Origin of the sequence: Tianweitania populi, from assembly GCF_014652875.1 — a bacterium.
In the GTDB taxonomy this organism is placed as follows: Bacteria; Pseudomonadota; Alphaproteobacteria; order Rhizobiales; family Rhizobiaceae; genus Tianweitania; species Tianweitania populi.
The window spans coordinates 1,405,846-1,427,559 of sequence record NZ_BMZQ01000001.1; the positions used below are offsets into that span (position 1 = coordinate 1,405,846).

The 21,714-nt window shown below is 62.3% G+C and carries 13 protein-coding genes; 4 read left to right on the top strand and 9 right to left on the bottom strand.

The genetic code is table 11. The annotated features are described in order from the left end of the window. Nucleotides 1–49: 49 nt before the first annotated feature. Nucleotides 50–1,375, bottom strand: coding sequence for an aspartate aminotransferase family protein (locus tag IE166_RS06975; protein WP_189502730.1), 1,326 nt, complete (start codon nucleotides 1,373–1,375; stop codon nucleotides 50–52). Between the two features lie 233 nt (nucleotides 1,376–1,608). On the opposite strand from IE166_RS06975, the gene IE166_RS06980 reads away from it, so the two are divergent. Beyond that, the gene (locus IE166_RS06980) at nucleotides 1,609–2,241 is read left to right on the top strand and encodes a TetR family transcriptional regulator C-terminal domain-containing protein (protein ID WP_385965129.1); all 633 of its coding nucleotides are present in this window, start codon (nucleotides 1,609–1,611) and stop codon (nucleotides 2,239–2,241) included. A 45-nt stretch (nucleotides 2,242–2,286) separates the two neighbouring features. On the opposite strand, the gene preA is transcribed toward IE166_RS06980, so the two are convergent. From preA to IE166_RS06995, 3 genes are read right to left on the bottom strand one after another with little or no spacing between them, the layout of a single operon-like run. Further along, entirely contained in the window at nucleotides 2,287–3,621 is a 1,335-nt protein-coding gene (gene preA, locus IE166_RS06985) for an NAD-dependent dihydropyrimidine dehydrogenase subunit PreA (RefSeq protein ID WP_189502731.1), read from the bottom strand. Nucleotides 3,622–3,650: 29 nt separating this feature from the next. Beyond that, complete coding sequence (locus IE166_RS06990; protein ID WP_189502732.1) at nucleotides 3,651–3,980, bottom strand: hypothetical protein; 330 nt, start codon at nucleotides 3,978–3,980, stop codon at nucleotides 3,651–3,653. 45 nt (nucleotides 3,981–4,025) lie between these two features. Continuing rightward, nucleotides 4,026–5,378 carry an NAD(P)-dependent oxidoreductase gene (locus IE166_RS06995; RefSeq protein ID WP_189502733.1) on the bottom strand — a complete coding sequence of 451 codons (1,353 nt, stop codon included), beginning with the start codon at nucleotides 5,376–5,378 and terminating at the stop codon, nucleotides 4,026–4,028. 199 nt (nucleotides 5,379–5,577) lie between these two features. Between IE166_RS06995 and IE166_RS07000 the strand changes: the two genes are divergently transcribed. Further along, on the top strand, nucleotides 5,578–6,837 hold the full coding sequence (locus IE166_RS07000) for a M48 family metallopeptidase (protein WP_189502734.1): 1,260 nt from the start codon (nucleotides 5,578–5,580) through the stop codon (nucleotides 6,835–6,837). Between the two features lie 79 nt (nucleotides 6,838–6,916). On the opposite strand, the gene IE166_RS07005 is transcribed toward IE166_RS07000, so the two are convergent. The 5 genes from IE166_RS07005 to IE166_RS07025 form a co-directional block, all read right to left on the bottom strand. Next, nucleotides 6,917–7,144, bottom strand: coding sequence for a DUF3072 domain-containing protein (locus tag IE166_RS07005; protein WP_189502735.1), 228 nt, complete (start codon nucleotides 7,142–7,144; stop codon nucleotides 6,917–6,919). Nucleotides 7,145–7,207: 63 nt separating this feature from the next. Continuing rightward, a complete protein-coding gene (locus IE166_RS07010) occupies nucleotides 7,208–9,682 on the bottom strand; it encodes an ABC transporter ATP-binding protein (protein WP_244641349.1) in 2,475 nt (824 codons plus the stop codon). A 10-nt stretch (nucleotides 9,683–9,692) separates the two neighbouring features. Next, nucleotides 9,693–10,850 carry an ABC transporter permease gene (locus IE166_RS07015; RefSeq protein ID WP_189502736.1) on the bottom strand — a complete coding sequence of 386 codons (1,158 nt, stop codon included), beginning with the start codon at nucleotides 10,848–10,850 and terminating at the stop codon, nucleotides 9,693–9,695. Nucleotides 10,851–10,862: 12 nt separating this feature from the next. Next, on the bottom strand, nucleotides 10,863–11,900 hold the full coding sequence (locus IE166_RS07020; RefSeq protein ID WP_189502737.1) for an ABC transporter permease: 1,038 nt from the start codon (nucleotides 11,898–11,900) through the stop codon (nucleotides 10,863–10,865). 145 nt (nucleotides 11,901–12,045) lie between these two features. Next, entirely contained in the window at nucleotides 12,046–13,698 is a 1,653-nt protein-coding gene (locus tag IE166_RS07025) for an ABC transporter substrate-binding protein (RefSeq protein WP_189502738.1), read from the bottom strand. Nucleotides 13,699–14,055: 357 nt separating this feature from the next. Between IE166_RS07025 and IE166_RS07030 the strand changes: the two genes are divergently transcribed. Together IE166_RS07030 and pbpC are read left to right on the top strand one after the other, a co-directional pair. Beyond that, entirely contained in the window at nucleotides 14,056–19,521 is a 5,466-nt protein-coding gene (locus tag IE166_RS07030; protein WP_189502739.1) for an alpha-2-macroglobulin family protein, read from the top strand. Between the two features lies 1 nt (nucleotide 19,522). Continuing rightward, complete coding sequence (gene pbpC / locus IE166_RS07035) at nucleotides 19,523–21,589, top strand: penicillin-binding protein 1C (RefSeq protein WP_189502740.1); 2,067 nt, start codon at nucleotides 19,523–19,525, stop codon at nucleotides 21,587–21,589. Nucleotides 21,590–21,714 lie beyond the last annotated feature (125 nt).

The following is a 21,714-nucleotide window of genomic DNA, read 5'->3' on the forward strand; positions in this document are numbered from 1 at the left end:
AGTCTCATCGCTGCGGCGGCACGATGGTCCGCCGCAGCGATTGTCCCCTTTAGTCCACCGCCCGCAGCACCGCGCAGACATGGTCGATCAGCTCGTCGATCTGTACCTTCGAGATGATCAGCGGCGGCGACAGAGCGATGATGTCGCCGGTCGTACGGATCAGCGCGCCGCGCTCGAAGGCCTTGATGAAGGCGGAGAAAGCCCGTTTCGTCGGCTCGCCGGCGATCGGCTCCAGCTCGATCGCGCCGACCAGGCCGATATTGCGGATGTCGATGACGTGCGGCTCGCCCTTCAGCGAATGCAGCGCTTCCTCCCAGTATGGAGCGAGCTCAGGCCCGCGTTCAAGAAGACCCTCTTCCTTGTAGGTCTCGAGCGTCGCGAGACCGGCCGCGCATGCAATCGGATTGCCGGAATAGGTGTAGCCGTGGGCGAACTCGATAAGATGCTCGGGGCCGCTCATGAAGGCGTCGTGGATCTCGCTGGTGACGAACACCGCGCCCATCGGAATGACGCCGTTGGTGACGCCCTTGGCGGTGATCATGATGTCCGGCTTCACGCCGAAATAGTCGACCGCAAACGGCGTGCCGAGGCGGCCGAAGCCGGTGATGACCTCGTCGAAGATCAAGAGAATGCCGTGCTTGTCGCAGATGGCGCGCAGCTTCTCGAGATAGGTTTTTGGCGGAATGAGCACGCCGGTGGAGCCCGAAACCGGCTCAACGATCACGGCCGCGATGGTGGAGGCATCATGCAGCGTGACGATGCGCTCCAGCTCGTCGGCGAGTTCAGCGCCATGCTCCGGCACGCCCTTGGTGAAGCCGTTCTTGGCCGGCAGATGCGTATGCGGCAGGTGGTCAACGCCGGTCAGTAGCGTGCCGAACATCTTGCGGTTGCCGACGATGCCGCCAACCGAGATGCCGCCGAAGTTCACGCCGTGATAGCCGCGCTCGCGGCCGATCAAACGGGTGCGCGAGCCCTGCCCTTTGACCCGCTGATAAGCCAGCGCGATTTTCAGCGCGGTCTCGACCGACTCGGAGCCGGAGTTGGTGAAGAACACATGGTCCAGCCCATCCGGCGCCATATCGACAAGACGGTTGGCGAATTCGAAGGCGATGGGATGCCCCATCTGGAAGGCCGGAGCGTAGTCGAGCTCGGCAGCCTGATGCTGGATTGCCTCAGTGATCTTCGGCCGGCAGTGGCCGGCATTGACGCACCAAAGGCCTGCGGTGCCGTCCAGAACCTGGCGGCCATCGGCCGTCGTATAATACATGTCCTTGGCCGCCACGAGCATGCGCGGCGACTGCTTGAACTGCCGGTTGGATGTGAATGGCATCCAGAAAGCGGAAAGGTCGTTGGGTGCGTTAACCCGGTTCAGCATGCTTCAGTCTCCTTGCTCTCACCCCGTGCGCGCACCACGGCAATGGCTTGGGATTCCACACCATTTTCGCCGGCAATTTTGACCGAACGGACAAAGGTTAGCATTGCCGCAGGGGCGGTCAAGGGAATACTAATCGAGCCGGAACGGGGAGCGGGCGCGCCACTCCAGGCAATCAACTGGGCCAGACGATTGGTCCAGGGCTCAACGCTTAAGCAGATCGATGGAGCTTCGTGATCATTGTGGATGCAGTTGCTCCTCGAACGCGCATTCAGATCGAAAAGCGCGAGCTGATCCTCGAAGCCGCGCTCGATGTTTTCTCCCGCTTCGGCTTTCGAGGCGCGACCATCGACCGCATCGCCGAAACGGCCGGCATGTCGAAGCCGAACCTTCTTTATTATTTCCGTCGGAAGGACGACATTTATTCTGCCTTGATGCACCGGCTTCTCGACACCTGGCTGCAGCCGCTGCGCGAGCTGGACGATATCGGCGATCCGATGACGGAACTACGCGGCTACATCCGCCGGAAGCTCGAAATGTCGCGCGATTATCCCAGGGAAAGTCGCCTTTTCGCCAACGAGATTCTGGAAGGTGCGCCGCGCATCATGCCGCTCATCGCCGGCGAACTGAAGACGCTTGTGGATGAAAAGGTGCTGGTAATCCGCGGCTGGATGAAGGCCGGCAAGATCGCCCGCACCGACCCGCATCACCTTATCTTCTCGATCTGGGCTACCACGCAGCATTATGCCGATTTCGACGTCCAGGTGCGCGCGGTGCTCGGCCCCGACAAGGGCGCGGCCGGCCGCTACGAGGATGCGGCGCGATTTCTGGAGCAGTTGTTCATGGATGGGTTGCGGCCGAAGGACTGATCTGCCTCCAGTTCAGAACCGGTCGGCGCGACGACCTTTGTACCCCTACTCAGCCGGCTCCGGCACTTGCACGGGTGCGGGCTTGTGCATCGGGTTGTTCGGGTGCTGCGTCCAGTTGGCGTAGACCGGCGACACCACCTTCTCCGTACGCTTGTCCAGCTGCCCCGCGGCAAGCGGCACCATGTCGATGCAGTCCTGAACCGGGCAGACATTGACGCAGAGATTGCAGCCGACGCATTCCTCCTCGATCACCTCAAAGTGGCGCAGGCCGTCCACGATGTTGGTGATCGCCTGGTGCGAGGTGTCTTCACAGGCGATGTGGCAGCGGCCGCACTTGATGCACAGATCCTGGTTGATGTGCGCCTTGGTGACGTAATTGAGGTTGAGATATTGCCAGTCGGTGACGTTGGGCGTGGCGCGACCGATGACGTCATCAAGCGTTGCGTGGCCCTTCTCGTCCATCCAGTTCTTGAGACCTTCGATCATCTCCTGGACGATCTTGAAGCCGTAGGTCATCGCCGCCGTGCAGACCTGCACGTTGCCGGCACCGAGCGCCAGGAACTCGGCTGCATCCCGCCAGGTCGTGACGCCGCCGATGCCCGAAATCGGCAGGCCGTGCGTTTCCGGGTCGCGCGCGATTTCGGCCACCATGTTGAGCGCGATGGGCTTCACCGCTGGGCCGCAATAGCCGCCATGGCTGCCGCGCCCGTCGATGGACGGTTCGGGCGAGAAGCTGTCGAGATTGACGGAGGTGATCGACGAGATCGTGTTGATCAGCGACACCGCATCGGCACCGCCGCGCTTGGCAGCGCGCGCGGGATAGCGGATATCGGTGATGTTGGGCGTGAGCTTCACGATCACCGGCATGCGGCTGTATTGCTTGCACCAGCGCGCCACCATTTCGATGTACTCGGGCACCTGCCCCACGGCTGCGCCCATGCCGCGCTCGCTCATGCCGTGCGGACAGCCGAAGTTGAGTTCGATGCCGTCGCATTCGGTTTCTTCAACCAGCGGCAGAATGGCCTTCCAGCTTTCTTCTTCGCAGGGCACCATGATGGAGGCAATCAAGGCGCGATCCGGCCACGCCTTCTTGACCTGCTTCATCTCCTGCAAATTGAGCTGCAGCTGCCGGTCGGTGATGAGTTCGATATTGTTCAAGCCGAGCAAACGGCGATCGGCACCCCAGATCGCTCCGTAACGCGGGCCGTTCACATTGACGACTGGCGGCCCCTCCTCGCCCAGCGTCTTCCAAACCACACCGCCCCAACCGGCCTGGAAGGCGCGGATGACATTATAGGCCTTATCGGTGGGCGGCGCTGATGCGAGCCAGAACGGGTTGGGTGACTTGATGCCGATGAAGTTATTGCGGATGTCTGCCATGGGTCATGTTCCTTTGGCTGATCTCATCTTCAGCATTTCGCGTAAGCGACTGCGTTGCCCTTGCCGAAGCGCAGCGAAAGGGAGCGCGGACCGGTATTGACGATCCTGAGGACAGGCCTCCACGCGTCGTCCTTGCTGCCATCCGGATGATGGGTGACGCAGCTGATGCGCGCTTCGATCCTCGATCCGGCTTGAGGCTTGTCGAGCCATTTGCAGACCGTGTTTTCGTTGAAGCCGAAGCTATCGGCTTCAACGATCATCATCTCGCCGCTGTCGGCATCACACCATTGGCCGTGCAGCCAGGCATCCTGAGCGTGTGCATGAGGTGTCGCGAGACCGATCAGCACACAAGCTGCCATGGTGACCCCGATCCTCTTCGTGATGGAAAACGAACACAGCATGCCTCAGCCCATCAACGACTTATGGATGCTCTCGGCGGCGTCTCGACCCTGAGCCGTGGCGGACACTGTTAGGTCTTCGCCAAGGGAAACGCAGTCGCCGCCCGCCCACACCTTGGCGAGCGAAGTGCGGCCTTCGGCGTCGATGCGGATCTTGCCCCCTTCGAAAGCGGTCGAAGCGCCGGAGCCGTTGAGCACCTCCGGGCGGAAGCTTTGGCCGATGGCGCGGAAGACCTGGTCGGCTTCAATGGCCAGCGTCTCACCCGTACCAGCCAGGCGATCGCCATCGATAATTGTGTATTCGAGTTCCAGCCCAACGACCTTGCCGCCTTCGTTTAGAACGCGCTTGGGTGCCAGCCAGTGGCGGATCACCACGCCGTTGGCGGTCGCCAGATCCTGCTCGTATTCCGACGCGTTCATGTTCTCCTTAGCCCGGCGATAGGCGATGGTGACCTCATCCGCGCCGAGTAACTTGGCCTGAATGGCGGCGTCGATGGCGGTCATGCCGCCGCCGATCACGACCACGCGCCGCCCGATCGGCAGCACGGTCTTGTCTTCGGCCTGACGCAACGCAGCGATGAAATCGACCGCGTTCTCAGTGCCCGCCGCGTCTTCGCCTTCTGCTCGCAAGGCGTTGACGCCGGCCAGCCCCATGCCGAGGAAGACCGCGTCGTAATCGGCTGTCAGCTCCGACAGGGAGAAATCGCGACCGAGCATGCGCCCATGCTTGATCTCGATGCCGCCGATCCCCAGCACATAATCCACCTCGGCCTGTGCGAAGTCGTTGGTGCTCTTGTAGGTGGCGATGCCGTATTCGTTGAGGCCGCCGGCTTTTGGACGACCTTCGAAGATCGTGACATCATGGCCATGCATAGAAAGGCGGTGAGCGGCGGCAAGACCGGCCGGGCCAGCACCGACCACGGCGACCCGCTTACCCGTCGAGGGCGCGCGGTTGTAGAACTGCTTGTTCTGCGCCATGGCAATATCGGTTGCATAGCGCTGCAACATGCCGATCTTGACCGGCTTGCCTTCGGCAATCTCGCGTACGCAGGCTTCTTCGCACAGCGTCTCGGTCGGACAAACCCGGGCGCACATGCCGCCCATGATGTTCTGGTCGAAGATCGTCTTGGCTGCACCCACGGCATTGCCGGTCGAGATCTCACGGATGAAAAGCGGAATGTCGATCGACGTTGGACACGCCTGCATGCAAGGCGCGTCGTAGCAGAAGTAACAACGATCGCTTTCAACAAGCGCTTCGTGGCGGTCGAGCGGCGGATGGAGATCGGCGAAATTTTCGGCAAGCTGGGCCGGCGAGAGCCGTGCGCCCACAATGCCTTCCCTTGAAAGGCGTGCGTCCATCGATGTTCCCCGTAGCTGGCTTTAACGCTGGCTTTTGAAGGAGGCTACCACGTCGGAAATTTTTATCAACTGGTCAAAAACAGAGAAGAAGCGGAATAAAAGCAGAGGACTTTGCTCTTCTTTTCCGTTGCTGCGCTTGTTCGTCATCAAGGTTTGGTTCTATGCAGCATGACTAATGCAGTGTGCAGGAGGGGTTTGCATGCAAGAGCGTGTCTCGATCAATCAGCAACCGGTGCTGATCAAGCGATGGCCGAGCGAAATACCGCTTTTCGTCGTGATCCTCGTTGTATCCATCATCTTGTGGATCGCAATCATCTTCGGAACGGTGGGCATCGGCCTGATCTATGCGCTGTTCTTCGGGCTGATCTTCTTCTTCGCGCATCTTGCCTTGATCATGCATCTGCGCGGCAGCGCCATCCAGCTTGGGCCCAACCAGTTTCCCGAGATCTATCATCGTGTGGTCGAGCTTTCGGCCAAGGCTGGATTGAAGAAGACGCCCGATGCCTACCTGTTCCAGGCCGATGGCGGGCTGAACGCATTTGCGACCAAGTTCTTCCGCAGCAGGATCGTCACCCTTTATACCGATCTGCTGGAAGCCTGCGGCGACGACACAACTGCGCGGGACATGATCATCGGTCACGAAATCGGCCATCTTCGGTCGGGCCATCTTAACTGGCAGCTTCTGACGGCGCCCGGCCGCATCATGCCGTTCCTGGGCTCAGCCTATTCGCGCGCCTGCGAATTCACCTGCGACCGCTGGGGCGCGGCTCTTTGCGGCGATCCCGCGGGAGCCCATCGCGGCCTGATCATCCTGGCTGCCGGTGGCGTTTACAAGAAGAACGTCAATGTCGAAGCCTATATCGCGCAGCAGAGGACGCTGGATACCGGCTGGCTGACGATCGGCAAATGGCTGGCGCTTTATCCGCCCTTGTCGGCGCGCGTCGATGTCTTGTCGCGGCCCGGCGCCCGGCCCTATTCCTCGTGGAAGGGACCACTGCGTGCATTGGGCATCATGGCCGCCTTCGTGCTGATCCCGATCCTCATCGCAACGTCCATTCCATTTGTTTTCCAGCCGATGCTGCGGGAAATGGGCGTGCTGAGCAATGACTTCGGCACCATTCTGTCGCCCGGCCTTGCGCCACAGGACAGCTTCCGCCAGCCCGGTTCTGACACCGATGGCAGTGCTGATCCCGAAGCCAATTCAGGCGCAGATGGCTCGCCTGCAACAGCACCGTCTTTCGCCTCGGTAGCCGAAATGCCCTCGCCGCAGCCTGCTCCGACGGTCGCGGATGAGCGCTTGAATGAACTCGCGCAGCAATGCCAGGCCGGCGAAATGCAGGCTTGCGACGATCTTTATAACGAGACTGATTTCGGCACACCCGCAGAGCAGTATGGAAACACCTGCGGCGGTCGTCTGCCGGAAAACACGGAAGAGTGCGTGAGCCTCGTTGCGCAATAAGCAGGTCGTCATTCGTCTATAAAGAAAAAGGGCAGCCATTATTGGCTGCCCTTTTTCTAGAATCCGATTCGTCGCGGTCTTATTCCAGGCCGGCTTTCTCGCGCAGCGCATCGATGCGCTTCGAGGCTTCGGCCTTGCTGAGATCCTCGGCATAGGCATCGGGATCATGAGCCTTTTCCGACAGCGTCTTCAGGTAGGAACGCTGGGCGCCGGTCATCGGCTCGTCGCCCGTGACCCAATCATCCGGGTCCTTTTCAGCGTTATCGGTCGGATGGTTCTTCGGGTTCAGCTCTTCTTCGTCGGCCATGTCATCACCTCGTGGTCTCGCCAAGAACAATGCATGAACATGACCGTTGTTCCGAACGCTGCTTTATTCGTCCAGTCCGAGTTTTCGGCGCGCTTCCGCGGGAGACGCCGCCGTTTGAACCTGACGCGCGGGCTGTGCAGTGCCCTCACCGCTGGCGGCCTCTTCTTCGGGCGTCTTGGCCAGAGCGGGCTTCACCTCAGCACTTGCGGCCTGACGTCCGTCACCGGCTTCGGTTTGCAGCTTCTCGGGAGAAGATTCGCCCGGCAAGGCTGAAATCTCTCGTGAGCCATGCACGTCGATCCGGGCCTGCTCGTCCAGAGCGTCTGCCGGTGTCAGCGGCTCGCTCAGCGCGTCCTCCTCGACTGGATGCCCGCCATGAACAGGCAGCGCCCGACCTTCGTCAGGCGCGCGACTTGCCGGATCGTCCGCGGTCTTGGCCGCGAAGCTGATGACCGGCTCCATGCGGGCCAGCACCTCGTCAGGCAGCCAGCACAAGCTGCGATGGCCGTCATCCAACTCGCGCAGGGGCGGCACCTGGGTTTCGCAGAGGTGATCGGGCACGAGAGACTTGTAGCGGCAGCGCGTTTGGAAAGGACAGCCGGTGGGCGGGTTCATGGCCGAGGGGATGTCGCCGTCCAGCACGATGTGCTTCTTCACCACGCTCGTATCGGCGATCGGGATCGCGGACAGCAGCGCCTCGGTATAGGGGTGATAGGGCGGCGCGAAGATTTGGTCGGTGGTGCCCTGCTCCACGATATAGCCGAGATACATCACGACAACGCGGTCGGCGATATAGCGAACCACGCTCAGGTCGTGGCTGATGAACAGCATGGTCGTTTTCGACTCGCGCTGGATGTCCATCAACAGCTCGGTGACCGCCGCCTGCACCGACACGTCGAGCGCGGAAACCGGCTCGTCGGCCACCACCACCTTGGCGCGGCCGGCAAAAGCGCGCGCGACGCCGATACGCTGTTTCTGACCGCCTGAGAGCTGGCGCGGCTTGCGGGTGGCGAAGGCGCGCGGCAGCTTGACGAGATCGAGCAGCTCGAACATGCGCTGCTGGCGATCGGCAAGCGTGCGGCCGACGCCGAACTTTTCCAGTGTCCGAATGATCTGGGACCCGACCGAATGGCTGGGATTGAGCGTGTCAAACGGGTTCTGGAACACCATCTGGATCGAAGAAATCGTATCGACGTCCCGCCCTTCGATCGCCGTGCCTTGAATGGGCTTATTGCCCAGCAGGATGTCGCCGGAGGTAGCCGTTTCCAGACCGAGCAGCACCTTGGCGAGGGTCGACTTGCCGCAACCGCTTTCGCCCACGATCGCAACCGTCTCGCTTTCGCGCGCTTCAAAGGAGATGGACTCGTTCGCCTTGACCACGCGCGTTTCGGCAGCGCCGAACATCGCATTGGCAGCGACCTGATAATACTTCTTGAGATTGTCGATCTTCAGCACCGGCGCGCCCGGTGTAACTGGCGGCTTCTCCGTCTTGGTGCCGGCGGGAACGGCGGTCCAGTCGATCTCGTCGAAGCGGATGCAGCGGCTGGCATGGTTGGCGTGATCGGGCACGTCGATCATCGGGATCTCGGCCGCGTTGCACACGCCCTCCACAAAATGATGGCAGCGCGGGCCGAAGTTGCAGCCTTTCGGCCGTTCATGCGGCAGCGGCAATTGGCCGGGAATGGCGATCAGCGGCCGTGAGTTCTTGTCGGCGCCGGGCAGCGGGATCGAGCGGAACAGCCCTTGCGTATAGGGGTGCCGCATATGGTCGAACACGTCCTTGACCGGACCGGTTTCCACCGCTTCGCCGGAATACATCACGGTGATGCGGTCGCAGGTCTCGAGGATCAGACCGAGATTGTGCGACACGAAGATCATCGACGTGCCGAACTCCTTGCCGAGCCCCTTCACCAGCTCGACGATGCCGGCCTCAACCGTCACATCGAGCGCAGTGGTCGGCTCATCGAGAAGCAAAAGCGCCGGCTTCGACAGGAGTGCCATGGCGATGACGATGCGTTGCTGCTGACCGCCGGAAAGCTGATGCGGATAAGAGCGCATCATGCGTTCGGGGTCCGGCAGCTTTACCGCCCGCACGGTCTCCAAAGCGCGTTTGTAGGCCTCCTCTTTCGACACCTTGTCGTGGATGATGGGCACTTCCATCAGCTGCTGCCCGATCTTCATCGCCGGGTTTAGCGAAGCCATCGGCTCCTGATAGATCATCGCGATCTTGTTGCCGCGAATGGCGCGCAGCTCGGCATCCGACATGTCGCCCATGTCCTTGCCCTGGAACTTGATGCGCCCGCCGACGATCTTTCCGACGTTGGAGAGGTCGCGCATGATGCCGAGCGAAACGGTGGACTTGCCGCAGCCGCTTTCGCCCACGATCCCCATCGCCTCGCCCGGCATCACCGAGCAGGAGAAATCCATCACCGCAGGGATTTCACCCTTTCGGGTGAAGAAGGAGATCGACAGGTTCTCGATCTCGAGGATCGGCTGTGTGCCGGTTTCCGGCTGCAGATTGCTGACGTGCTGGTTCATCGCCGTCTCCTCAATCTTTCATCGATTGCTCACGCAGGGCATCGGCAAGCAGGTTGAGCCCTAGAACGAAGGACATTAGGGCGATCGTCGGCGGCAAAGCCGGATGGATCTGCGCGCGCAGGAGCCGGCTGGCTTCCTTGATCGACGTGCCCCAATCCGGGCTTTCAGGTGCCAGCCCCAAGCCGAAGTAACCGAGTGTGCCAAGCAGGATCGTGGTGTAGCCGATGCGCAAACAGGCATCCACGATCAGCGGACCGCGTGCATTGGGCAGGATCTCCCACAGCATAATGTACCATGGCGTTTCGCCGCGCGTTTGCGCCGCCGCCACGTAATCGCGCGTCTTGATGTCCATCACCAGGCCGCGCACGATCCGGAACACGCCCGGGCTGGAAGCGAACACCACGGCCACGAAGATGTTGAGCTGGTTGGGCGAAATCGAGATCAGCCCGAGCGGATCGGCGTCGAACACCAGCCCCGCATAAATCCAGGCGCCCAGCACCAGCGTCAAGCCGAGCAGTGGGTAAAGCCGTTCCGGTCGTGTCTTAAAGCGGGTAAAGAACAGCACCGCAAAGAACACGATCGGGAACAGGAAAAACACCGCAGCCAGTGCATAAGGGATCGGCGTGTCCATGATGCCCGGGGTCACCAGCAGGTAGAACAGCAGGATGACCGGGAATGCGAGGACGAGGTTCGCAAGAAAGGACAGCACCGAGTCGATGCGCCCACCATAGTATCCCGCCGGCAGGCCGAGCGTCGTGCCTACCATCAAGGCAAAGGCTGTCGCGGCCGGCGCGATGATCAGCACGATGCGGCTGCCATAAACCATGCGGCTAAAGATATCGCGCGCCAGCCGGTCGCCACCAAAGAGATAGGCGACGCCGGATTGCGGATCGATCGCGCCGGGCAGAGCGTCTTTCATGATCGCGACCTGAGCCAGCGGATCGAAGGTCACGATGACGGCCGCAAACATGGCTGTGAACAGCCAGAACAGGCAGATCATGACGCCAGCAATGCCGACGCCGGAATCGAAGAGGTGGCCGTAGAGCCCGAGCCGCTTCTTGAAGGTAAAGCTCGCAACCAGCACAAGAGCAAGCGCCAGCCACACCGGCCAGAACTGCTTGAGGACGCCGAGAACGATGCCTGTGATGCCGAGATAATCCATTTGCATCAGGTATCCGCCCTACTGCACGCGAATGCGCGGGTTGAGATAGGCGTAGCCGATATCCGAGATGAGCTGCGTGAACAGCACAACGAAAACCGAGACCAGCGAACAGCCGAGAAGAAGGTCGATGTCGTTGTTGGCCGCACCCTCCACGAGCGCATAACCGAAGCCCTGATAGCGGAACATCGTTTCCACGATCACGACGCCCGTCAGCAGCCACGGGAATTGCAGCATGATGACGGTGAAGGGCGCGATCAGCGCATTGCGCAGTGCATGCTTGATGACGACCGAGCTGAAGGACAGGCCCTTCAAACGCGCGGTGCGGATATATTGCTGCGTCATCACCTCCACCATGGAAGCGCGTGTCATGCGGGCGATATAGCCGATGCCGTAGATCGCCATGGTCATGACCGGCAGGGTGAAGTTGGAGAAGGTGATGCCCTGGTTCGTCGCCGTTGCGGCCGAGCCATTCAGCCAGCCGAGCCATGATGCAAAGATCACAGTAAAGATGACGCCCGACACATATTCCGGCGTTGCCGTGGTGGTGATCGAAGCCATGGACAGCGTGCGATCGGTCCGCGACCCTTCGCGCATGCCGGCCAACACACCGATCAGCAGCGAGATCGGCACCATCACGGCCATGACCCAGAACATCAGGATGCCGGTTGCGCCGAGTGCTGGGAACAGCCGTTCAGCAACAGGCACGCGGAACTTGGTGGAACAGCCGAACTCGCCCTGCAACAAGCCGGAATAAGCGGGTTCGGACGGCTCGTCGCAGAAGCGGAAGCGCGGAATGGCTTGGCCCGTTGCAGCGTCGATGTTGGGCTGCTTGGGCACCACGCCCAGCCATTGACCGTAGCGCACGAAGAAGTTCTGGCGGTAGCCGTTGCGCTCCAGCCAAGATTCGAGCTGCTCGGCGGTGGCGCGCGATTCCGTCTGCGTGATCGCCAGTTTCTTGAGGTTGGGCTCAAGATTGACGAGGAAGAAAACAACCACAGTCAGGGCGAACATGGTCAGCGCCATGATGCCCAGTCTGCGCAAGATGAACGATAACATTGCATCCCCTGCCGAAAATCGAGCACGCCGAAAGGAGTGCTTGAGGTTGGGGTCAGGCAATTCGCGCAAAAGCGGACGAATTGCTGAAGGTCGGACCTTTCCGCCCTTTGAAGAAGCGGGCGCCGCGAAACGACGCCCGAATGGATCAGGCTTCGTCGAGCCAGACCTTGCCCAGGTTCAGCTGCTGCATCGGGTGCTGGATGTAGTTATGCACCACCGGCTGGTAGTGGTTATACACCTTGCGCCAATAAGGCAGGATGATGATGCCGGAGTCCTGCAGGATCTTCTCGACGTCGCCCATCACCGTCTTGCGCTGTTCCGGATCGATAATCGACAGGGCCTTGGCGAGCTTCTCGTCGAACTCCTTGTTCGACCAACCCGTTTCGTTCCAGGCTTCACCGGTACGGTAGGCGAGTGCCAGAACCTGCACGCCAAGCGGACGCATCGTCCAGTTGGTCAGGGAATACGGGTACTTCGTCCAGTCGTTCCAGAAGGTGGAACCCGGCAGAACCGTGCGCTTCACCTTGATGCCGGCATCGCGCAGCTGAGCGGCAATCGCGTCGCCCGTGTTCTTGTGCCAGTCTTCGTCCGACGAGATCAGCTCATGCTCGAAGTCGGCGGCACCGGCCTCAGCCAGCAGCGCCTTAGCCTTCTCGACATCGCGAGCGACCTTCGGCAGCTCGACATATTCGGGATGGATAGGCGCGACGTGGTGGTTTTCCGCCACAACGCCCGCATTATCGACGCCAAGCTGCATCACCACGCCATTGTCGACGCCAAGCTGCAGGGCGTTGCGCACGCGCTGATCGTCATAGGGCTTGTTGGTAACGTTGGTGCGCGCCACGATGGTGATCGACGTCACCGCTTCGTTGCGCTGGAGGCCGAGCCCATCCATGATGTCGAGGTAGTCCGGCGTGGTCTCGTAATTGGCGTGGACTTCGCCCGCCTCGAAGGCGTTTACCGCAGCAGACGGATCGGTGCCGTAGTCGATGAACTCGACGCCGTCGAGCATGACCTCACCGCCCCACCACTTTCCGTCCTCACGCCGCTTGTAGACGACGCGCTCGCCGACGGCGAAGCTTTCCAGCTCGAACGGACCGGTGCCGATCTTGTTGCGAGTAAAGTCCGAACCATCCTTGTCGAAAGTCGGGTGCACAACGAGGCAGGGATAGTCAGCCAGGTTCGGAATGAAAGAGATGTCCGGCTCCGTCAGCGTGATCTTGACCGTGTGGTCGTCCACAACCGTGGCGCCGCCTTCACGGATCTTGCCAGTGGCCTGATCAACCAGCGTGCCCATGCGCGCTACCATGGAATTGCCTTCCACGGACTTGTCGCACCAGCGTGTGAGATTGAACATCAGATGGTCGGCAACCAGCGGATCACCGTTCGTCCAAACTGCATCCGGACGCAGCTTCATGACATATTCGGTGGCGGTGTCGTTCACTTCCCAGCTTTCGAGCAGATAAGGCTCGAACGTGTATTCGGGGGTGTAAAGAACCAGGGCTTCCAGCGACTGGCGCTGCGAATTGGCGATCTCAGTCCAGTCGGCGAGACGCGGATCCTTCGGCGTGCGGATCGACATGTTGACCTTGAGCACGCCGCCCTTCTTCGGTTGAGCATCCTGCGCGCGGGCCGGCGTCGGTAGGCCGATCATGCCATAGGCCATTGCGGAGGATGCGCCGAAAACGCTGGCGAGAGCAAGGAACTCACGGCGATCGAGGCCACCGGATTTCACCTGCTTGGCGGCGGCGTGGACGTGATCCGGAACCTTGTTCCCATTGTTCTTGAAGAAGGTCATCGAGGTTCTCCCGCTTGATGTTGCCTTGATTTCGCTACAATTCAGCATTGCGCCCGATATGTCAAAGCGCGTGTTTTTGAGTGTTCCCGATCGCAAATCTGCAACGTTCCCAAGCCGCCAGTCGGCGCGATTGCGACAGATTTGGGGAAAATTAGACCACAGCCTCAAAGCTTATGGCGCACGGAAATGTCGATGAGGTGACGCGGTCAAGGGCAGCTGAGGCAGGTCTGGGTTGACGCGCTTAGTCGCGAAACAACTCGGCCTCCATTTAAGTTGATCCTGCAAAAACTGCCTGATTGACTCCAGTACCGAGCAGCGTTCATGTGCCTGCTCGACTGGCAAGTCTTGGGGGACGACATGGCGTTGCAGGCACGGGGTAGAGTCGGCGCATGGCTTGGCGCCGTTTTGCTTGGGCTGGCGATGGTTGGCGGCGCTTCGGCGCAATCCGCCCGAACGATCGAAACCACGCCGGATGTCGATTATTTCGGCTTCGACCTGCGCACGGAAAAAGGCTTGTCGCTCGATCAGTGCGAAGCAACCTGCCTCGATGACAAGACCTGCCGCGCTTTCACTTACAACTCGAAGGCGCAATGGTGCTTCCTGAAGTCCGACTTCGATAAGACGATCGAGGCGCCAGGCGCGATCGCCGGCAAGGTCGTCGATCAGGCTGCCGAACCCGACCTCGGCGCGCCGGCCGCGCTGACCTTCTTGCCAGCCGACATTGTGGATGCCGCGCGTAAGTACCGCAACACGGTGACGGCCACGCAGGATGATTCCGGCGGCGGCTTGAACGACCTTCTGAACCAGGCCCGCCAGACGGTTGAAGCCGATCCGACCGGAGCGACCGCGCTTTACACGAAGGCGCTGGCGCTCTCCCCGGATGACGCCGCGGTCTGGACCGAACTGGCACGCGCATCCCTGGCCGCAAGCCCTTCAGGCTATAGCGACCAGCAGATCTTCAACGCCAATGCGACCTCGGCTGCGCTGAACGGCTACCTTGCCAGCCGCAGCGCCACACAGCGCGCAGACGCACTGGCAGCACTAGCCGCGGCCCTCGATCGCAAGGACCTCTACCGTCCTGCCCTCAGCGCCTATGAAGCGAGCCTCGACCTCGTCAACGACGCCGAAGTGCAAGCTGCCTTCGCTGATCTGAAGGTGCGCAAGGGCTTCCGCATCCTCGACAATTCCGTCGACGCCGACTCCGCCACGCCCCGCATTTGCGCGCAGTTTTCCGAAGAACTGGTCAAGTCCGGCACGGATTACGCCACCTTCGTCACCTTGGACGGCAAGGCGCCGCCGGCAATCGAAGCGAAAGACAAGCAGATCTGCATCGACGGCCTTGAACACGGCCACGAATATCGCGTCACGTTCCGCAGCGGATTGCCGGCCGCGATCGGCGAAAGTTTGCAGGCTCCGGTGACGCTGAACCTGTATGTGCGCGACCGCACGCCGTCCGCCCGCTTCACCGGCGACGCCTTCGTGCTGCCGTCCGCCGGCCGGCACGGTCTGCCGCTCGTTTCCGTCAACATGGACACAGCCAAGCTTCAGCTGTTCCGCATCGGCGATCGTGCGCTGAGCCAGCTCCTGTCCGGCGAGCAGTTCCTGCGCCAGCTCGACGGCTACAGCCTGTCGACTGTCGAGAGCGATCTCGGCACGCCGGCCTGGGAAGGCACGATCGACGTTGCCAATGAGCTCAACAAGGAGGTCGTGACCTCCTTCCCGGTCGATGAAGCCCTGCCCGAGCGCAAGCCCGGCGTGTACGTCATGGTGGCGACGCCCAGCGACGACCGCAGTGAGACCTACAGCAACAAGGCCACGCAGTGGTTCGTGGTGTCCGATATCGGCCTTTCGACCTATACCGGGCAAGATGGCCTGACCGTGTTTGCGCGCTCGCTGAACTCGGCCGAGCCGTTGGAAGATGTCGAACTGGCCCTACTCGCCCGCAACAATGAGGTTCTGGGCACGGCGACCAGCGATGACGAAGGCAAGGCGACCTTTACGCCCGGCCTCGTACGCGGCACGGCGGGGCTTGTACCCACGGCCCTGATGGCGCGTTCGGGCGACGACTTCGTGTTTCTAGACATGACGCGCGCTGGCTTCGACCTGTCCGACCGCGGCGTCACCGGACGCGCAGCACCCGGTGCGCTCGACATCTTTGCCTGGACCGAGCGTGGCATCTACCGCGCCGGCGAGACGGTGCATGCCGCAGCCCTCGTGCGCAATGATGAAGCCAAGGGTGTCGGCGCTCTGCCGCTCACCTTCATCTTCACCCGGCCGGACGGTGTTGAAGACCGCCGCATCGTTGTGTCCGAAGCTTCGCTCGGCGGCTATGCGGTGGATTTCCCCACTCAGTCCAATGCCATGCGCGGCAGCTGGCAGCTGCGCATATACGCCGATCCCAAGCAGCCCTCGCTCGCCGCGCAAAGCTTCCTCGTGGAAGACTTCGTGCCGGATCGCATGGAGTTCGATCTTGCTGCAGCTTCGCCTGAGATCGCGGTGGGCGAAGCCGACACGATGTCGGTCGATGGCCGCTTCCTGTATGGCGCACCGGCAGCCGGTCTTTCCATCGAAGGCGAGGTCAATGTTCGTACCACGCGCAATTGGGCTCGCTTCCCCGGCTTCCAGTTCGGTCTGGCCGATGAAGACAGCGAGGAGCAGGGTCAGGTTCTGCCGCTCGAGAACCTCCCCGTGCTCGACGATGAAGGCAAAGCGAGCTTCGACGTGTCCGTCGATGCGCCGCCATCAACCACGCGCCTGCTGAACGCAGAAGTCGTGGTGCGCATGCGTGAAGGCGGCGGCCGCGCCGTGGAGCGTCGCACTGAAGTCGCGATCCAGCCCGAAACCAACATGATCGGCATTCGGCTCGAAGGCGGCAACGACTCCGTGCCGGAAGGCTCGACCGCGCGCTTCTCGGTGCTTGCAGCGGATGCACAAGGCAACCGGATCGACGCGCCCGGCCTGTTCTGGCGGCTGATCAAGATCGATCGCGATTATCAATGGTATCGCTCGAACGGTTCCTGGAACTACGAGCCGGTTACCCGCACTTCCAAGATCGCGGAAGGCAAGATCGACGCCAAAGCCAATGCCGAAGCGCAGATCGCAACCCCAGTCGCCTGGGGCCGCTATCGCCTCGAGATCGAAACCAACGATCCCGCCGGTCCGGCCACCAGCCGCGAATTCGAAGCGGGCTGGTATGTGGAAGCAAGCTCGACCGAAACGCCGGATGCGCTGGAAGTTGCCTTCGACAAGCCATCCTACGCGGTAGGAGATACGGCCAAGCTCCAGGTCACGCCGCGCTTTGGCGGTGAGGCGCTGATTACAATCGGCTCCGAGCGCCTGGTGTCCACCATCACCGCGTCGGTCCCGGAAGGCGGCACCACGATCGACGTGCCGGTGACCGAGGATTTCGGTGCGGGTGCCTATGTGACCACCACCCTGTTCCGTCCGGGCGAAGCAGCCGAAAGCCGCCTGCCGATGCGCGCGATCGGCATCAAATGGCTGGCGGTCGACCCGGCTGAGCGCAAGCTCGACATCGCCCTTGAAACGCCTGAAAAGAGCGCGCCCCGCTCGCCACTGGTGATCCCGGTTTCCGTACCGAGTGCTGCAGACAAGGAAGCTTATATCACGGTGGCGGCCGTCGATGTCGGCATCCTGAACCTGACCAGCTACAAGGCGCCGGATCCCGAAGGCTGGTATTACGGCCAGCGCCAGCTCGGCCTGGAAATCCGCGACCTTTATGGCCGCCTGATCGACGGTTCGCTCGGCGCCACCGGCCGCATCCGGACCGGTGGTGACGGCGGCGACGTGACATCGCGCGGCAATCCGCCGAAGGAAAAGCTCGTCGCCTTCTTCTCAGGCCCCGTTAAGCTCGACGATGAAGGCAAGGCGGAGGTCTCGTTCGATCTGCCGCAGTTCAACGGTACCGTTCGCGTCATGGCTGTGGCCTGGACCGAAGATGCCTTCGGCCATGCTGAAAAGGACGTCATCGTCCGGGATCCGGTGGTGATTACCTCCGGCCTGCCCCGCTTCCTGACGCCGGGCGATGCAGCCGAACTGCGCCTCGACCTCGCCAACACCGATGGTCCGGCTGGCGGCTGGACGCTGGACGTCACCACCAACGACCAGATCGTCGCCGATGCGGGATCCGACCCGATCGAACTTGCCGCAGGTGGCAAGGCCACCGTGAAGGTGCCGCTGACCGGCATGCAAACGGGCGATGGCCGGATCATGGTGAGCCTGCGCCACCCCGATGGCACGCAGATCGATCAGGAATTGTTCCTACCGCTGCGGCCATCCAACGCGCCCGTCACCACCCGCAACGTCGTGTCGCTCGCACCGGGCGCCAGCCTCACGGTCGATCGCGAGTTGCTGGCCTCCTCGATCCTCGACGGCGCTACCGTCTCGATCGGCGTGACGCCGAACGCGGCGTTCGACGTGGCCTCGCTGGTCATGACGCTCGACCGCTATCCTTATGGCTGTGCCGAGCAGACCACCAGCCGCGCCATGCCCCTGCTCTACCTTTCGGAGCTGGCAAAGGCCGCCGGCATTCCCGATGATCCAGCCATCAAGGGACGTATCCAGGATGCCATCGCACGGGTGCTGTCCTACCAGTCGTCTTCCGGCAGCTTCGGCCTTTGGGGTCCGGGTTATGGCGACCTGTGGCTCGACGCCTATGTCACCGACTTCCTGACCCGGGCACGTGAGCAGGGCTATGAAGTGCCGGCGCAAGCCATGATGCTGGCCGTCCAGAGCCTCGGCAATTCCGTGGCTTACGACGTCGACCTGCAGTCGAAGGACAGCGAGATCGCCTACACCTTCTATGTTCTCGCCCGAAACAAGAAGGCCTCGATCGGCGATCTCCGCTATTACGCCGATACGCGCATCGAAGAGTTCAAGACGCCGATGGCGCGTGCCCAGCTGGGTGCCGCCTTAGCCCTTTACGGCGACAACAATCGGGCGGAAGCAGCCTTCGGCTCGGCTTTCCGGTTGGCGAGCGGCACGGCGGAAAACCAGCTTTATCGCTCCGACTACGGTTCGGACCTGCGGGACGGCGCGGCCATGCTGGCGCTTGCTGCGGAAACCAAGCCGTCGCCGGCCTTCATGCCGCAGATGATCAGCCTCGTTGCCAAGGAGCGCAACACCCGGTCTTCCACCAGCACCCAGGAAGAAGCCTGGATGACGTTGGCGGCACGCGCAGTTGTGGCCTCAACCGGCGGCATGAAGCTCGACATCAACGGCACGGCGCAGGACGGCGGCTATTCGCAGCGCCTTGACGGCACAGTGTTGCAGGACCAGCCGGTCACGATCACCAATAAGGGCAAAGCGCCCGTGGATGCCGTCGTCACTGCCGTGGCTCCGCCCGTGCAGCCGCTGCCGGCCGGTGGCAACGGCTTTGCGATCGAGCGCAGCTATTACTCGCTCGATGGCGAGCCGGTGAACCCGAGCGAGGTCGAGCAAAACCAGCGCTTCGTGGTTGTACTGAAGATGCGCGAAGACAATGCCTGGCCCTCGCGTGTGCTCGTCACGGACCTGCTGCCAGCCGGCTTCGAGATCGACAATCCGTCGATCGTCAACAGCGCCGGCCTGTCCAACTTCGACTGGCTGGAAGAAACCGAAACGGCGCATCTCGAATTCCGTGACGACCGCTTCGTGGCCGCCTTCAACCGTACCGAGGATAGCGAGCGCGAGGTTTCGGTCGCTTATGTCGTGCGGGCGGTGACGCCGGGGGTTTATGCCCATCCTGCCGCCAGCGTCGAAGACATGTACCGACCGGAGTTCTCGGCGCGGACGGCAAGCGGCATGATGGAGGTCAAGGCGCCCTGATATGCGGGTTTCGCGCAAGCTCACGATCGGGCTTGGCCTCGCCGCCGGTCTGGCCGTCGGCGCGTGGCAGGGTCTGCTTGCGCTCGACCGCGCCTATCCGCCGCCGCTTGATGCTCCACCGGCCATGTCGCGCGAGGTGCTCGACCGCAACGGCGCCCTGCTCCGCGCCTTTGCGGCACCCGACGGTCGCTGGCGGCTGAAGGTCGATCTCGATACGGTCGATCCGGCGTTGATCGAGATGCTGGTGACCTATGAGGATCGCCGCTTCTGGGATCACCATGGGGTCGATCCCTTCGCCGTGTTGCGCGCGGCCGGACAGCTTGTCACGCATGGGCGGATCGTGTCGGGCGGATCGACCATCACGATGCAGCTCGCCCGCTTGCTGGAGCCGCGCGAAGAGCGCTCGATGGGGGACAAGCTCAAGCAAGCAGTTCGCGCTTTGCAGATCGAGCGGCGCTTGAGCAAGCGCGAAATCCTTGAACGCTACCTGACGCTCGCGCCTTATGGCGGCAATCTTGAAGGCATTCGCTCAGCCTCGCTGGCCTGGTTCGGACGCGAGCCGCGTGGGCTGGGTGTCGGCGAGCAGGCGCTGCTGGTTGCCCTACCCCAATCCCCGGAAAGCCGCCGGCCGGATCGCGATCATGCTCGTGCGGTGCGGGCTCGCGACCGCGTTCTGGACCGCATGGTGGAGGCCGGCCTGCTGGAAGCGCACGAGGCCGAGCGTGCGCAAGGCGATGCGGTGCCGTCCCGCCGTCGTGCCCTCCCCGCCCTTGCCGCACATGCCACGCATCGCATGCAGCGCGACGCGCCGGACGCAACCCGCATGCAGCTGACGCTCGACGCCAGCGTGCAAGCCGGGCTGGAAGCCGTGGCACGGGAAGCGGCCGCGAAGCTCGGGCCGAAGCTTTCGGTCGCCATGATCATGGCTGATGCCAGCACGGGTGAAATCCTAGGCGATGTCGGCTCCGCCGGCTTCTTCGACAATCAGCGCTCCGGCTGGATCGACATGACGCGGGTGCCGCGCTCGCCGGGCTCGACGCTCAAACCCTTCATCTATGCGCTGGCCTTCGAGGAAGGGCTGGTTGCGCAGGAAACGATCATCGAGGACCGGCCGGCGGATTTTGCTGGCTATCGGCCGAAGAATTTTGACATGCACTACCAAGGCGATGTGCCGGTCCGCCATGCCTTGCAGATGTCGCTCAACGTGCCCGCAATTCGCTTGCTGGATGCCGTCGGCCCAGCGCGGCTAGTCGGCCGCTTCCGTCAAGCGGGCGTATCCGTGCAGCTGCCGCGCGGCGAAAAGCCGGGTCTGGCGATTGGGCTCGGCGGTGCCGGTCTGACCCTGCGCGATCTCGTCCAGCTTTACACCGCGCTTGCCAATGGGGGTCGTGCGGCGGTGCTGACGGAAGTGCCGCAGGCAAGCGCAATGCTCACCAGCACGATTGAGCCGCAAGCGGTCTGGCAGATCGGCGACATTCTTTCGGGCGTGATGCCGCCGGAAGGCGCGCCGGACCTGCGGCTCGCCTATAAAACCGGCACGAGCTACGGTTATCGCGATGCCTGGTCGATCGGCTATGACGGTCAGCATGTCTTAGGTGTTTGGGTTGGCCGCGCCGATGGCGGCTCGGTGCCCGGCTTGTCCGGTTTTGCTTCGGCCGCTCCCATCCTGTTCGAGGGCTTCAAGCGCTCCGGGGTTGCTCAGATCCAGCTGCCTCGTGCGCCAGCCGGTGCCTTGCGTCAGGACCGCGCCGACCTGCCGGTAACGCTGCGCCGCTTCACCAGCAACATCGACACCACGCCAAAGGTCAGCGAAGCCGCGCCGCAAATCATCTTCCCCCCGGATGGAGCACGGATGGCGCTGGAAGCTGCGAGCGGCCAACCACTTGCTTTATCCTTGAAGCTGCAGGGCGGGCGCGCGCCGTTTCGCTGGCTGGCAAACGGAAAACCGCTGGATGGTATGGTCAGGCGGCGAACCGCGAGCTGGACGCCGGATGGCGCTGGCTTCTCGACGCTCACCGTGATCGATGCCGCTGGGCGAGCCGCGAGCGTCAAGGTGTTCGCCGAATAGACTGACCGCGTAAGCGGCATCTGCCTGCTCGATAAGCAGATGCATGCTGGCCCAATTGACCTCGCAGCTCACCTGTCGCAAGGAAGGAGTGAAGCGGGCTGTGCGCCGAAATGGCTGCCGCGCTT